General features: G+C 59.5%; 12 protein-coding genes and 1 other RNA gene. 10 read left to right on the forward strand and 3 right to left on the reverse strand.

What is annotated here, in order from left to right; translation table 11 throughout:
- Positions 1 to 134 precede the first annotated feature (134 nt).
- Positions 135 to 1,526, forward strand: a complete 1,392-nt coding sequence (locus tag FHX08_RS02820; RefSeq protein ID WP_132653786.1) for a serine hydrolase — start codon at positions 135 to 137, stop codon at positions 1,524 to 1,526.
- Between the two features lie 25 nt (positions 1,527 to 1,551).
- Here FHX08_RS02820 and FHX08_RS02825 read toward each other — a convergent pair whose 3' ends face one another.
- From FHX08_RS02825 to FHX08_RS02835, 3 genes are all read right to left on the reverse strand, one after another.
- The gene (locus tag FHX08_RS02825) at positions 1,552 to 2,520 is read right to left on the reverse strand and encodes a lytic transglycosylase domain-containing protein (RefSeq protein WP_132653787.1); all 969 of its coding nucleotides are present in this window, start codon (positions 2,518 to 2,520) and stop codon (positions 1,552 to 1,554) included.
- A 115-nt stretch (positions 2,521 to 2,635) separates the two neighbouring features.
- Positions 2,636 to 3,271, reverse strand: a complete 636-nt coding sequence (locus FHX08_RS02830; RefSeq protein WP_132653788.1) for a LysE family translocator — start codon at positions 3,269 to 3,271, stop codon at positions 2,636 to 2,638.
- Between the two features lie 57 nt (positions 3,272 to 3,328).
- The gene (locus FHX08_RS02835; protein WP_132653789.1) at positions 3,329 to 4,540 is read right to left on the reverse strand and encodes a pyrophosphate--fructose-6-phosphate 1-phosphotransferase; all 1,212 of its coding nucleotides are present in this window, start codon (positions 4,538 to 4,540) and stop codon (positions 3,329 to 3,331) included.
- Positions 4,541 to 4,914: 374 nt separating this feature from the next.
- Here FHX08_RS02835 and FHX08_RS02840 point away from each other — a divergent pair, with 374 nt between their 5' ends.
- The 9 genes from FHX08_RS02840 to FHX08_RS02880 all read left to right on the forward strand — a co-directional run bounded on the left by FHX08_RS02840 (position 4,915) and on the right by FHX08_RS02880 (position 13,016).
- Positions 4,915 to 5,622, forward strand: a complete 708-nt coding sequence (locus tag FHX08_RS02840; RefSeq protein WP_132653790.1) for a DnaJ family molecular chaperone — start codon at positions 4,915 to 4,917, stop codon at positions 5,620 to 5,622.
- A complete protein-coding gene (locus FHX08_RS02845; protein WP_132653791.1) occupies positions 5,619 to 6,380 on the forward strand; it encodes an N-acetylmuramoyl-L-alanine amidase in 762 nt (253 codons plus the stop codon). The genes FHX08_RS02840 and FHX08_RS02845 overlap by 4 nt, the downstream gene beginning before the upstream one ends.
- A 261-nt stretch (positions 6,381 to 6,641) precedes the next feature.
- Complete coding sequence (locus FHX08_RS02850; protein WP_132653792.1) at positions 6,642 to 7,217, forward strand: lytic transglycosylase domain-containing protein; 576 nt, start codon at positions 6,642 to 6,644, stop codon at positions 7,215 to 7,217.
- A gap of 80 nt (positions 7,218 to 7,297) precedes the next feature.
- Entirely contained in the window at positions 7,298 to 8,473 is a 1,176-nt protein-coding gene (locus FHX08_RS02855; RefSeq protein ID WP_132653793.1) for an NAD(P)/FAD-dependent oxidoreductase, read from the forward strand.
- Between the two features lie 56 nt (positions 8,474 to 8,529).
- Positions 8,530 to 8,924: RNase P RNA component class A (gene rnpB / locus FHX08_RS02860), an RNA gene on the forward strand.
- Positions 8,925 to 9,354: 430 nt separating this feature from the next.
- The gene (mraZ, locus tag FHX08_RS02865; RefSeq protein WP_165911890.1) at positions 9,355 to 9,792 is read left to right on the forward strand and encodes a division/cell wall cluster transcriptional repressor MraZ; all 438 of its coding nucleotides are present in this window, start codon (positions 9,355 to 9,357) and stop codon (positions 9,790 to 9,792) included.
- A 17-nt stretch (positions 9,793 to 9,809) separates the two neighbouring features.
- Positions 9,810 to 10,835: a 16S rRNA (cytosine(1402)-N(4))-methyltransferase RsmH gene (rsmH, locus tag FHX08_RS02870; RefSeq protein ID WP_132654314.1), complete on the forward strand. Its 1,026-nt coding sequence runs from the start codon at positions 9,810 to 9,812 to the stop codon at positions 10,833 to 10,835.
- Position 10,836: 1 nt separating this feature from the next.
- Positions 10,837 to 11,268: a hypothetical protein gene (locus FHX08_RS02875; RefSeq protein WP_132653795.1), complete on the forward strand. Its 432-nt coding sequence runs from the start codon at positions 10,837 to 10,839 to the stop codon at positions 11,266 to 11,268.
- A complete protein-coding gene (locus tag FHX08_RS02880; RefSeq protein ID WP_132653796.1) occupies positions 11,268 to 13,016 on the forward strand; it encodes a penicillin-binding protein 2 in 1,749 nt (582 codons plus the stop codon). Before FHX08_RS02875 ends, FHX08_RS02880 begins: the two co-directional genes overlap by 1 nt.
- Positions 13,017 to 13,024: the final 8 nt, after the last annotated feature.

The following is a 13,024-nucleotide window of genomic DNA, read 5'->3' on the forward strand; positions in this document are numbered from 1 at the left end:
GGCCCTGTGGGCCAAGGCTTCCGGGAGAGCGGCGGGGATTTCAGCGAAATTTGAAGTGGATCGAAACGCTTCTTTTCGCTTCTCTCTTTTCGCGGAGCGCGTTTCCTGCTTCTCTCCATTGCGTGGAGGATTGCATGCGAGTTGTTCTGCGTATCTTCAAGAGCTTGGCCCTGCTCGTCATTCTCGTCGCCATTAGCGGTGGCGCATGGCTCTCCGTCAGCCCGCCGGAACTCCTGAGGGTGGGCAATGGCTATGCCGCCAAGATCGTCTGCTCCAATGTCTTCATCGCCGGCCGTGATCCCGACGCCGTGCTCTATGACGATGTTCAGGCGCCCGGAAACCCATTGCTGCGGCTGCTGCGCGTCGAGGTCGATCGCGACAGCGGACGGGTGACCTCACGCTTCATGGGCTTGTTTGCAGCAAGCTACGCGCTTTATCGCGGTGCATTCGGTTGCACCAGCGTACCTGATGGCGATTTCGACGCCGCAGCCAAGGCCGTGCCGCTTCTGCCGGCGCCGCGGGTGGACGACAACGACGCAGTCTGGCCTGATGGAGAAGGCGTCGATCAAGCAACCGGCAATGCGAAGATTGCAGCACTTCTGGCCGATGCCAGGCTTGCCGGGCCGGCGATGCGGGCGATGGTGGTCGTACAGGACGGCCATATCATCGCCGAGAGCTACGCACCGGGTTTCAGTGCCAGCACGCCACTCATCGGCTGGTCGATGACGAAGACGGTCAATGCAGCGCTGATCGGCCGGCTGATGCTGTCAGGCAAGATTTCCTATGATGACACACATCTTTTGCCGCAATGGGCGAACGATCCACGCGGTAACATCAGGCTTTCCGACCTGATGGGCATGGAAAGCGGACTCGCTTTCAACGAAGACTACGGCGCCGTCGCCGATGTGACACGCATGCTCTATCTCGATCCCGATATGGTTTCGCTGCCGGCGAGCGCGCCTCTCGTGGCCGCACCGGGCACGAATTTCCATTATTCCAGCGGTACGGCCCTGCTTCTGTCGCGCATCTGGATGAACAAGGTCGGCGATCCACGGGCCGCCCTTGATTATCCCCGCGATGCGCTTTTCGGTCCGCTCGGCATGAGCAGCGCCGTTTTCGAGGCCGATGAACGGGGGACATTTGCCGGCAGTTCCTATCTCTATGCCACGGCACACGATTGGGCACGCTTCGGCCAGTTCCTGTTGCAGGATGGCGTATGGAACGGGCAGAGGCTGCTGCCCGAGGGGTTTGTTGCGATGATGCGGACGCCAACTGGGAGTTCCGGCGGGCAATATACGCAAGGTCAGGCCTGGCTTGCCGGGCCGGGCGGCGGCACGAGCGCGGAGTTCGGATTGCCGCAGGATACGTTCTGGCTGCAGGGCCACGACGGGCAGACGGTCGCGATCGTTCCTTCGGCCAATCTCGTCTTCGTCCGCATGGGACTGACGCCGAGCTGGCTGCGTTACCGGCCGCAGGTGATGTTGAAGGAAATTCTCAATACGCTTCAGTCGGCAAAAGCCGGCTGAGGTCTTTCACTGATGATGTTGTGATTCAGTAATTGCCCTGGGCGATGTCGGTCATGCCCTTGCGCTTGGCATCGTAATAATAGCCGCGCGCGTAAAGGCGAACGGCGTCGTCTTCCTTCTTGTCGGAGACCTGCCAGGCGCCCTGCAGGTATTTGCCGGCATATTTGATATTGGTCTCTGCGTCGAAGAGGCCGGCGGGGTTGCCGTCGTAGCCCATCGACTTTGCGGTGTTGTACTTGATCTGCATGAGACCAAAGTAGCCGCGCTTGTTGTAGGCCTTGGAATTGTAACGGCTCTCGCGATGGACGACGCGATGGAGCAGTGATTCCGGAATTTCGTAAAGTTTGGAATATTTGGTGATGAGCTTGCTGACGACGCTCTTTTCGACGGTCGGCGCATCGTCGCCGTCGTCATCGCTGAACATTGGCGGGGCTGCCGGCGGATCGATCGGTCCGGATTCGTCGAAGCCGTAATCCATGGTGAAGCGCGGAGTGGTGTCGACAGCGGCAAGGGCTGCTAGCGCGCCATTCTGCGGCGTCGTGGCTGCGAAAGCGAGCTGCGTCGAGGGGCTTGCGGGTGTGGCCGGACGCGGCGTTGGAATGACGGACTGGATCGCCGTCATCTCGGGCGTCAGCGGAATGGGAGCATAGCCGTTGATGGCAACCTGTTGGACGCCAGTCTGCATCGCTAGGCGGCCCGCCTGTTGCTGGACTGGCGAGACAACGGTCGGCATGGCTGTGCCCGTCAGAACGGGGGAGGCGGCCTGCGGCTGCGATGCGATCATGGCGACGGCCGGGCCGCTTACGCCTTCGGCGGTCGGGATAGCAGCCAGCGTCGCGTCCTCACCCGGCTTCGGCATGGGAATGACGGTTTGTGCTGCAGTCAATTCTGCCTGAGAGGTGTATTCGACGCTCGCGCATCCGGAAATGATGCCGCAGAGCATGGTAGAGACCATGAAACCGCGCTTTAGGCCGGAAAATCCGATCGCTACCATTCTCTCACTTTCGTGACTCGCGCCGCCCCGGCAGCGTCTTAAAAGTTATCAAATACCTTAAGCCCGAGGATAGCCATTAACTTATTCGTGGCTTTCCGGCAACCACGGATTATTACTAAGCTGCAATACGGCGATATCCGGCGGTTACGGCGCCTGCTGCGATGAGCAGAGTACCGCCGGTGCGGTTGACCGCGCGCTGAATACTTGCCTTGCGAATCAGGCCGCGAGCGGCATGGGCGGCCAGCGCGTAGCAGGAAGCGTTGATGGTGGCGAGCACGAGGAATGTCGCCTCCATGATCAGCATCTGGTTGAAGAAGGGAAGGGCCGGGTTAAGGAACTGCGGCACGAAGGCGACAAAGAAGACGATGCTCTTCGGGTTCAGCGCCGTCACTACATAGGCATGCAGGAAAATCCGCAGGGACTTTTCTTCCGGCAAGTTATCATTATCGGCGATATGGCCGCCGACAATCGGTGCCCGCCAGAGCTTGATTCCAAGCCAAATCAGGTAGGCACCGCCAATCCACTTCAGCACGGTAAACAGCGTCGCGGAGGCGGCGAGCAGGGCGCCGAGGCCGAAAAGCGATGCGGTCATGGCCGTGAAATCGCCGAGCGCCACGCCCGAAACGGTCGCAAGCGCCGTCTTCCGGCCATGGCCAAGCGCATAAGAAACGACCAGAAGAATGGTCGGTCCCGGTATGGCGAGCATGATGGCGGATGCGGCCGCAAAAGCGAACCAGGCTTCGAGCGACATGGAATCTCCTCCTATTCCCAGAGAATAAGCAAAGACACCATATTAACCATCCGTCAATCAGGCGGCCCTGTATTTTTGCCCGATCTGACTCATTACTTCGCCAAACCATCCGGTTGAAAGATCAAACGGCTTGCCACCCTTGATGCGCGGAAATTCTATTGTGCGCAACTTGCCATTCTGCGCTTCATCGTGGCCGGTAACACCCGAAACCTTGTTGAGGGCGCTTTCGACGGCGAGGTCGACCATGCTCTGGATCAGACGCAGATCTTCGCCGTTTGCCGGCGCTGAGCGGGCGAAATAGCCTGATTTCTGGACAAGCGAGCGCTCGGCGCCGAGCAGGCTTGCGAACTGCTTCTGAAACCATGCGCCGACATTGATCGTGTCGATCTTCACATGACCGAAGGCGTCGCGCTTGATCGTTTCGCCGGCGGCTTCGCGCTCGGCGACGATGGCGTCGAGGCAGGCGCCTTCCGACACGAAGATCGTGGCATGGCCGGTGCGATCCATGATTTCCTTAAGGCGCGCAGCTTCGACATCGAGGTCGAAGGCCATTTCCGGCAGGTAGACGGCATCGATGCTCTTCGTATGCTCGTTCATCATCAGGCCATCGACATATTCATTGCCTTTGGTGCGCTGAAGATAGGCACGGGCGGTGGCAGCCGTCAGCCAGCCGCAGTGGCGGCCCATGACCTCGTGGATGACGAGCGTGCGCGGAGCGGCAGTCTGCTCGTTGCTGACATTGTCGAAGAAGTGCGCGCCGACCTCGGCAGCCGTCCAGGCGCCGAGCGACTGGCGGATCGGTACGACGTCGTTATCAACAGTCTTCGGCAGACCGACGACGGTCAGGTCGTAGCCGTTTGCTGCGAGATAGGCGGCCAGATCCGCGGCTGTAGTATTGGTGTCGTCACCACCAATCGTGTGGAGGATGGTGACGCCGTCATTGGCAAGCCGTTCAGCGGCCACCCGCAGCGGGTTTTCGCCTTCCTTGACCAGACCGCGCTTCACGCAGTCGGCGGCGTTGGTGAGCTTGACGCGGCTGTTGCCGATCGGCGATCCGCCGTAGCGGTGCAGGAGCGGTGCCTTCTCGCGCATCTGAGCATCGATCTGAACGCTGTCGCCGAGCAATACGCCCTGATAACCCGACTTGTAAGCGATGAGTTCAATATCGGGAGCGATGTCGCTATAGCGCTCTATGAGGCCGCCGACGGCAGACGAGAGGCAGGGCGCCAGGCCTCCAGCGGTCAGCATTGCGACTTTCTGTTTGGCCATAATCCCTCCTTTGGCGCCTGATGCGCGACTAAGTGCAGCTTAGGTAACGCATGGATGCGGCAGGGAAAGTGCCCTGTAAAGTAAAGAATTTACGAAAAACGCGCCTTTCGGCGGAATGGGAGCCGGAAGTGCGGATATAATCGTTTCAATGCCTGTCCACCCATCCATAAGTATTGTGGAAATCGCATGGCCCCATGTGGGATAGTGCTGGAGATGGCGGACACGGCGGACACAACGGATGGTCACGCTCATGCGGCTGTTGCCGAATTGTGAAAACTGTTTTCAAACTTACGACCAATAGTCGCCTTGCAATGGCAACGATTATTTGGTCAAGGTGTTTCTTCCAAAACTTGCTGCATTGCGAGAAGATGACGATGTCTTTCTGGGAAAAACTGGTGAATGCCATTGGCAATACCGCGGGCAATGCGCTCTCCGCGGTGGTCGAGGCTATTCGCACGGTTTTCGAAGGTGATCCGGAGACACGCCGCAAGGTTGCCTTTTCGGTGGCCGTCATTGCGCTGTCTGCCAAAATGGCGAAGGCTGACGGCATTGTCAGCGAGAAGGAAGTGCAGGCCTTCCGCGATATCTTCGAGTTTCCTCCAAGCGAAGCAAAGAATGTCGCGCGCCTTTATAATCTTGCGCGCCAGGATGTTGCCGGTTACGAGGCCTATGCCGCGAAGCTGTCGACCCTCTGCTCGACCTGCGCCGCCAATTGCCCGGTACTGGAAGATGTGCTGGACGGTCTGTTCCATATCGCCAAGGCGGATGGGCTGATCCATGAGAAGGAAATGAATTTCCTGCGTCATATCGCCGAGATCTTCCAGATGAGCGGGGCCCGCTTCGATCAGATCGCTGCACGCCACGTTTCTGATGGTCGCGACCCCTACAAGGTTCTCGGCGTTTCGCCGGCAGATGATTTCCCAACGATTCGCCGCCATTACCATGTGCTAGTGAGCGAGCATCATCCGGATCGGCTGATTTCGCGCGGCGTGCCGGAAGAGTTCCATGCGATCGCCAATGAACGCATGGCAGCGCTGAATGACGCCTATGCCGCGATCGAAAAGGAACGTCGCGCCGCATGACCTCATTCGAGGCCGACTACAGCAAGGCGCGCGTCCAACCCTCGCCGAACCATGGCGAACGCGCAGACGGCCGTCAGCCCGATATGATCCTGCTGCATTATACCGGCATGCCGAGCCCCGAAGGCGCGCTCGACTGGCTCTGTCGCGACGAGAGCCAGGTTTCCAGTCATTATTTCGTCCACACGAACGGCGAGGTCGTGCAGCTCGTGCCGGAGAGCCGACGCGCCTGGCACGCAGGCAAGAGTTTCTGGCACGGCGAGACGGACATCAACTCGCTTTCGATCGGCATCGAGATCGCCAATGCCGGCCATCCAGGCGGGCTTCCGGACTACCCGAAAGAGCAGATCGCTGCGGTGATCGAATTATGTCGCGATTGCGGCGATCGCTGGTCAATCGCGCCCGAAAGGGTGCTTGGCCACTCCGATGTCGCCCCGGTCCGCAAGGTCGATCCGGGTGAGAAATTCCCCTGGCGCGCCCTGCATCAAGCGGGCGTCGGCCATTGGGTGGAGCCGGCTGCCATTACCGGCGGGCGCTTCTTCCAGCGCGGTGACCGCGGTCAGCCGATCGAGGCGTTGCAGTCCATGCTGTCGCTTTATGGTTACAGTACTGAAATCACGGGTGAATTCAGCGACAAGACGGCTGGCGATGTCGAAGCTTTCCAGCGCCATTTCCGCCCCGAGCGGGTGGACGGGATCGCGGATTTCTCGACGATCGATACGTTGCATCGCCTCCTGTCTGCGCTGCCGCGTTATTCCTGATCTTTCGTCGTTTCCGCCATTACCGATTTTTCACACTTGGAGTGAAATTCGGCCTGCCACATCATTTCCCTATTATCTCCTCATTACGATGGTCTAAGAGCTCCCGTTAAACGGCGCCTGAGGTTGTTCCCAAGTCAAATCGCAGGCGTCATGTGAAACGATAAGAATTGCTGCGAAGCCTGATCAGTCCTTGATCAGGGTTTTTCCAGGACGCGAGGCGCGCAGTCCGGCAGTTCTTTGGGTCGGAGTGTTCAAGACTACATGAGAAAACTGATTATTGTTGCTGCAGCATGCGTTAGCATGGTGCTGGCGGGAAATAGCTTTGCCTTCGCAAATGATTGGGGTGTACGAGCCGATGCGCCCGTCAAGAAAGTGGAGCGCCCTGTCAAGGTGCAGCCCCCGGTGAAAACGGCACAGCGCCCGCTAAAGCCAGTTGAGCGCCAGAGCGGCTATCCCGTCGCCAATGTTTCCGGCAACTCCTATTCCGCACTGATCAGCAAATATGCCCGGCAATACAACGTGCCGGTGGCTCTTGCGACTGCGGTCATCCGCGTCGAAAGCAATTTCAATCCGATGGCACGCGGCAGCCATGGCGAAATCGGCCTGATGCAGATCAAGCCTGCCACGGCCCGCATGATGGGCTATACGGGCAGCGCCAAGGGCCTGTTCGATCCGGAAACCAACATCAAGTTCGGCATGAAATACCTGGCGGCCGCCCATGATCTCGGCGGTGGCGAGACCTGCAATACGATCCTGAAATACAATGCCGGCCATGGCGCAACGCGTATGAACCCGGTCTCCAAGTCCTATTGCGGCAAGGTTCTTGCGATGCTCTGAGCGGCGATCGCTTTCCCTGAGAATAGCTGGATGATTCAGCGTGATTGCCATGTTATCGCTAGTCTCAAGCGAGGTGGGATATGGCAGTCGATTTCAGGTTCATCGTTATCGGCCGCGGCATGATGGGTGCTGCGGCCGCAAAATATCTGGCACGCCAGACGGATGGCGTCGCGGTCATCGGCCCGGACGAGCCAGGTGACCGTAAGGCGCACGAAGGCGTTTTCGCCAGCCATTATGATGAGGGCCGCATCACCCGCACCATCGATCCGGATCGCGACTGGGCCTTGCTCGCCAATCGCTCGATCGCGCGATATGGCGAGATCGCCAGGGAAAGCGGCGTCGACTTCTATACGGAAGCAGGCTGCGTCGGCGTGGCGCCCGCCGAGAGCGATTATCTCAACGCTACACGCCAGGCTGCTGCCTCGCTTGGTGTCGAGACGGCACCCTTCGACGAAGCCGGATTGAAGTCGCGATTTCCGTATTTCGCATTTCCTTCCGGCAGCGCCGGGATTTTCGAGGCGAAAGGGGCGGGGCACATCAGGCCACGCAAACTGGTGAGGGCGCAGTCGCTACTTGCGGAAAAGGCTGGCGCGACTGTCATCCGCGATCATGTCGTCTCGGCCCGCGAAGAAGGCGGGGCGGCTGTCGTCACGACGGCGGGCGGTGAGATCTATCGCGCCGAGAAAGCGCTGCTCGCGGCTGGCGGTTTTTCCATTTCGCAGAATCTCTTGCCGCAATCCGTTGATATGACGGTTTATGGGCGCACGGTTGCCCTCGTTGAAGTGGCGGAAGAGGATGCCGATCGCTTTGCCGGCATGCCGTCGCTCATCCTCGATGCGCCCGGCATCGACATTTATCTGCTGCCGCCGATCCGCTATCCCGATGGCAAGCTTTATCTGAAAATCGGCGGTGATCCCGATAACCTCGTGCTGAACAACGATACGGAGATGCGCGCCTGGTTTCGGACCGACGGACGCGAGGTTGCGCGCGACTATCTGAAGCGCATCGTCGATCGCATTGTGCCGGAGCTCCGAGCGCGATCCATTTCTTCCACATCCTGTGTCGTCTCCTACACGAAGAGCCGTTATCCGATGATCGGCTACACGGCTTCGCCGCTTATTGCCGTGCTCACCGGCTGCATGGGAACATCTGCCAAGAGCTCCGATGAAATCGGCAGACTGGGAGCTGAACTCATTCTGGCAGGCAGAATCGAGGACCAGGGCTATTCCACGGATTTCACACCTTATTTCCGTTAAGCCTGCCGCCTATATTTTATTGGCTTTTGCGGGCTTCCTCGTTTAAGGGAGCCCTGCCAGTTGGCCGGGCAGCCGCGCTTTACCAATGCCGAAAGGCGGTAAGGTGAGGAAAGTCCGGGCTCCACGGAAACACGGTGCCGGATAACGTCCGGCGAGGGCGACCTCAGGGAAAGTGCCACAGAAAGCAAACCGCCTGTCATGACAGGTAAGGGTGAAAGGGTGGGGTAAGAGCCCACCGCATCTCCGGCAACGGATATGGCACGGTAAACCCCACCGGGAGCAAAACCGAATAGGGATGACGCGGCGGGCGAAAGCCTTGCCGGCCGGTTTCCAGGCCAGTCATCCGGGTGGGTTGCGTGAGGCAGCGTGCAAGCGTTGTCCCAGATGAATGGCTGCCACGTTCCGGTTCGCCGGAGCCATACAGAACCCGGCTTACAGGCCAACTGGCTATTAATCCTCAGCGATATCCGCATAGCAGAGGAATTCTCTTTTCCTTCCTCGCAAGCCGTTGAAATGGCGTCAATATAGGCAAGGTTTCGTGGATCTCGCCTGACCGGATTTCCTGTCCCCATGGGGTGTTCAGACGGCGCCGGAGAATCGCTTTCCTAACCCTTTGTTAAACTTAACAGCTTATAAATGTTTGATACTGTGCCCACCTCAAATGGGCTCATCCCATTGACGCCCATATGGTCCCATGCTATCCCAAATGCGCACTGCATCAGGGCAATCATCTGCCCATCAATCGCAAAGCGAAGGCGCCTTCCGGATCGGAAGCGTCGGAGGGACTTTGGTTCTTTCGGCTTGCGATGCTGTGCCTGATTTTGAGGGTTTCGGGCGGCAAAAAGCTCTCCGGGCTCTTTCGGAAACGGATGTTTCGTGTCATGAGCCGCTTCCTTTCGAATGCGACCAACAGGATCGATGCCAAGGGACGGGTTTCCGTGCCAGCGGCGTTTCGTTCCGTGCTGGCGCAGCGCAGTATCCCGGAGCTTTATTGCTTCCAGGATTTTGTGTTTCCGGCGATCAGCGTCGGCGGTCCGGATCTTCTGGAAAGATTCGAGCGGCAGATTGCTGCGGAAGATCCGTTTTCGCCGGATGCGAACGAGATGTCGCTCCTCATTCATGGGGGTGGGGTCTTCATGAAGCTCGATGCGGAGGGTCGGTTGATGGTCACGGATTTCATCCGCGACTTTACCGGCATCACGGACGAGGTGGCCTTCGTCGGTCGGGCGGATCATTTTCAGCTCTGGCAGCCGCAAGCATTCGCGGCCGCGCAGGCGCAGGCACGAGAGGAGCGCAGGCTGGCGGGCAGGCGTTCCTGAGAGAACGAGGGAGCGGAATTGTGGCGAATCCTGGCGGAGGTTCAACTGAAGCCGGTGGCGGACCGGTTCGCCACATTCCGGTTCTTCTCAAAGAGGTGCTTGCGGCGCTGGAGCCTTCTTCCGGCAAAGTCATCCTTGATGGTACTTTTGGTGCGGGCGGTTACACCTCCGCCATTCTCGCTGCCGGCGCGGATGTGATTGCGCTCGATCGCGATCCGACGGCGATTGCCGCCGGTCAGGCGCTGGTCGCGGCCCATGGCGGCCATCTCAAGCTCGTCCATTCGCAGTTTTCGCAACTTGCCGATCATGCGCCTGATGGCGGGCTCGATGGCGTCGTGCTCGATATCGGCGTTTCTTCGATGCAGATCGATGAAGCCGATCGCGGCTTCTCGTTCCAGAAGGACGGTCCGCTCGACATGCGCATGTCGGCTGCAGGCGTTTCGGCTGCCGATGTCGTCAATCGCGCCAAGGTCGCCGATCTCATTCGCATTTTTCATTATCTCGGCGAGGAAAATCAGGCGCCGCGCATTGCCCATGCGATCGAAAAGCATCGCGCCGAAAAGCCGTTTGAAACGACGCGCGATCTCGCCGGGCTGATCGAGCTCGTGACGCCGCGCAAGATGAAGGACAAGATCCATCCTGCAACGCGCGTCTTCCAGGCGCTACGCATCTTCGTCAATGATGAGCTAGGGGAGTTGGCGCATGCGCTGTTTGCAGCCGAGCGGGCGTTGAAGCCTGGCGGCCGCCTCGTCGTTGTCACTTTCCATTCGCTGGAAGATCGTATCGTCAAGAAATTCTTCTCCGACCGCGCCGGCAAGGCTTCCGGTTCCCGCCACCTGCCCGTTGCCCACGAGCGGGCCGCGACTTTCGAGCCGGTTGGAAGGTCGATGGTGTCTGTCAGCGAGGAAGAGGCCCAGGCCAATCCGCGCGCCCGTTCCGCCAAGCTCCGCGCTGGTCAGCGTACCCTTGCTCCCGCTGAAGCCGACGACATGTCGCTCTTCGGATTCCCGAATCTTGCCAGCCTCGGAAAGCTTGGAGGTTGATATGCTGAGAACGTTCGATCTTGTGCTCATCGGCGTCATGACGGCGGCAGCCGCTGTTACCTACACGATCAAGCACCGCGCCGAGCTGAAGTTCGAGGAGGTTCGTCGCCTCGAAGCGGAGATCAAGCTGGAAAAGGATACGATCGACCTCCTGAAGGCCGACTGGGCCCTGCAGTCGCAGCCGAACCGGCTGGAGCGCCTCGTTAATGCCTACAATAGCGAATTGCAGCTGCAGCCGACGGATTCGACGGCGCTTGCCCACGCACGCGAGCTGCCGATGCTGAAATCGCAGGTGCCCCCGCCTGATGTCACCGAAGCCAAGGCCGGCGCCAAGCCTGGCGCGAGTGTTGCTGCCAAGGGCCAGCCGATTCCGAAGCCGGCGCCACGCGAGGTTGAAGACGACGACCAGATCGAAACGGGGGCGCTGGAATAATGTCTTTTCTTTCCCGCATCATGGTGCTGAAGAGCCAGGCGCATTTTTCCGCCGGCGTCTACAACCGTTTCGGGGCTCCCTCCGGCATGGCGATCGAAGGCTCGCGCAAGCGTAAGTCGGGGCAGGCGCGCAGCCGCGTCGGTCTGCTGATCATCGGCTTTACCGCCCTCTATGCCGTCATTGGCGGACGTCTCGTCGAATATGCGATGAAGGAGCCGGAATCGGTCTCCTCCATCCTGCCGCCCGACCGGCTGATGGCCTCGCGCCCCGATATTATCGACCGCAATGGTGAAGTGTTGGCGACCGATATCCGCACCGTCTCACTGTTTGCCGAGCCGAACAAGATCGTCGATCCCGATGAGGCGGTCGAGAAGCTCCAGACGGTGCTTGCCGATCTCGATGCGAAAGACACCTACAAGAAACTCGCGAACCGCACCTCGCATTTTGCCTGGCTGCGCCGCCAGCTGACGCCGAAACAGCAGAGCCAGATCCTGGCGCTCGGCATTCCCGGCATCGGCTTCCGTCCGGAGAAGCGCCGCTTTTATCCGGGTGGTCCGACAGCCGCGCATATCCTCGGCTACGTCAATATCGACAACCGCGGCGTTGCCGGCATGGAGAAATATATCGACGATCAGGGGCTTGCCGATCTCGCTTCTGTCGGCATGACGAGCGACCAGCCGCTGGAGCCGGTGCGCCTTTCGATCGATGTACGCGTGCAGGCGATCGTGCGCGATGTCGTTGCCAATGCCGTCGTCAACTACAAGGCCAAGGGCGCGGGTGCCGTCGTTCTCGATGCACATACGGGCGAAGTGATCGCCATGGCGTCCGCGCCGGACTTCGATCCGAACAATCCGCAGGAAGGCTCCAAGGACGGCTGGCTGAACCGCATGTCGAACGGCACGTTCGAAATGGGCTCCACCTTCAAGACCTTCTCCACCGCGATGGCGATCGACAGCGGCAAGGTTTCTCTGAAGGACAGTTTCGATGCCACCAACCCGATCCGCATTGGTGGTTTCACCATTCACGATTTCCACGGTCAACGCCGCTGGCTGACGGTTCCGGAAATCTTCGAATATTCCTCCAATATCGGCACGGCGAGAATGATCGATATCGTCGGCATGGAGCTGCAGAAGGACTATCTGACCCGCCTCGGCTTGCTCACCAAGATGCAGACCGAGCTGCCGGAAGTGAAGATGCCGAGCCAGCCGCGTGTCTGGAAGAAGATCAACTCCATCACGATTTCCTTCGGCCACGGTGTCGCTACCACGCCGCTGCAGACGGCCGTTGCCGGTGCTGCGCTCATCAATGGCGGCAAGCTGATCGAGCCGACATTCCTGCCGCGCAGCCGCGAACAGGCTGACGAAGTGGCCGAAGTCGTCGTCAAGAAAAGCACCAGCGACGATATCCGCTATCTCTTCAAGCTGAACGGCAAAAAGGGTTCCGGCCGCAATGCCGACGTGCCGGGCTTCAATGTCGGCGGCAAGACCGGCACGGCCGACAAGGTCGTCAACGGCCGTTACGCCAGCAATCTGAATTTCAACGCGTTTCTGGCGGCCTTCCCGATCGATAATCCGAAATATGTAGTGCTGACCTTCTGCGACGAACCGCTTGACGGCGAGCAGCATCAGCGCATCGCCGCTTATACGGCGGCGCCCATGGTCAAGAATATCGTACGCCGCGCTGCACCCATCCTCGGTGTCGAACCGGAATTTGGCGAAGACGGTTCGGCCTTGTTGGTGTCTTATTGAGTGTGAAT

This window comes from Rhizobium sp. BK529, from assembly GCF_014194105.1.
Taxonomy (GTDB): Bacteria; Pseudomonadota; Alphaproteobacteria; order Rhizobiales; family Rhizobiaceae; genus Rhizobium.

What these genes read in the sequence shown, in the direction of transcription:
- FHX08_RS02875 (WP_132653795.1), top strand. Translation starts at nt 10,837, where the DNA reads ATGCTGAGAACGTTCGATCTTGTGCTCATCGGCGTCATGACGGCGGCA.
- FHX08_RS02820 (WP_132653786.1), top strand. Translation starts at nt 135, where the DNA reads ATGCGAGTTGTTCTGCGTATCTTCAAGAGCTTGGCCCTGCTCGTCATT.
- FHX08_RS02855 (WP_132653793.1), top strand. Translation starts at nt 7,298, where the DNA reads ATGGCAGTCGATTTCAGGTTCATCGTTATCGGCCGCGGCATGATGGGT.
- FHX08_RS02850 (WP_132653792.1), top strand. Translation starts at nt 6,642, where the DNA reads ATGAGAAAACTGATTATTGTTGCTGCAGCATGCGTTAGCATGGTGCTG.
- FHX08_RS02880 (WP_132653796.1), top strand. Translation starts at nt 11,268, where the DNA reads ATGTCTTTTCTTTCCCGCATCATGGTGCTGAAGAGCCAGGCGCATTTT.
- FHX08_RS02835 (WP_132653789.1), bottom strand. Translation starts at nt 4,540, where the DNA reads ATGGCCAAACAGAAAGTCGCAATGCTGACCGCTGGAGGCCTGGCGCCC.
- FHX08_RS02840 (WP_132653790.1), top strand. Translation starts at nt 4,915, where the DNA reads ATGTCTTTCTGGGAAAAACTGGTGAATGCCATTGGCAATACCGCGGGC.
- mraZ (WP_165911890.1), top strand. Translation starts at nt 9,355, where the DNA reads ATGAGCCGCTTCCTTTCGAATGCGACCAACAGGATCGATGCCAAGGGA.
- FHX08_RS02845 (WP_132653791.1), top strand. Translation starts at nt 5,619, where the DNA reads ATGACCTCATTCGAGGCCGACTACAGCAAGGCGCGCGTCCAACCCTCG.
- FHX08_RS02825 (WP_132653787.1), bottom strand. Translation starts at nt 2,520, where the DNA reads ATGGTAGCGATCGGATTTTCCGGCCTAAAGCGCGGTTTCATGGTCTCT.
- FHX08_RS02830 (WP_132653788.1), bottom strand. Translation starts at nt 3,271, where the DNA reads ATGTCGCTCGAAGCCTGGTTCGCTTTTGCGGCCGCATCCGCCATCATG.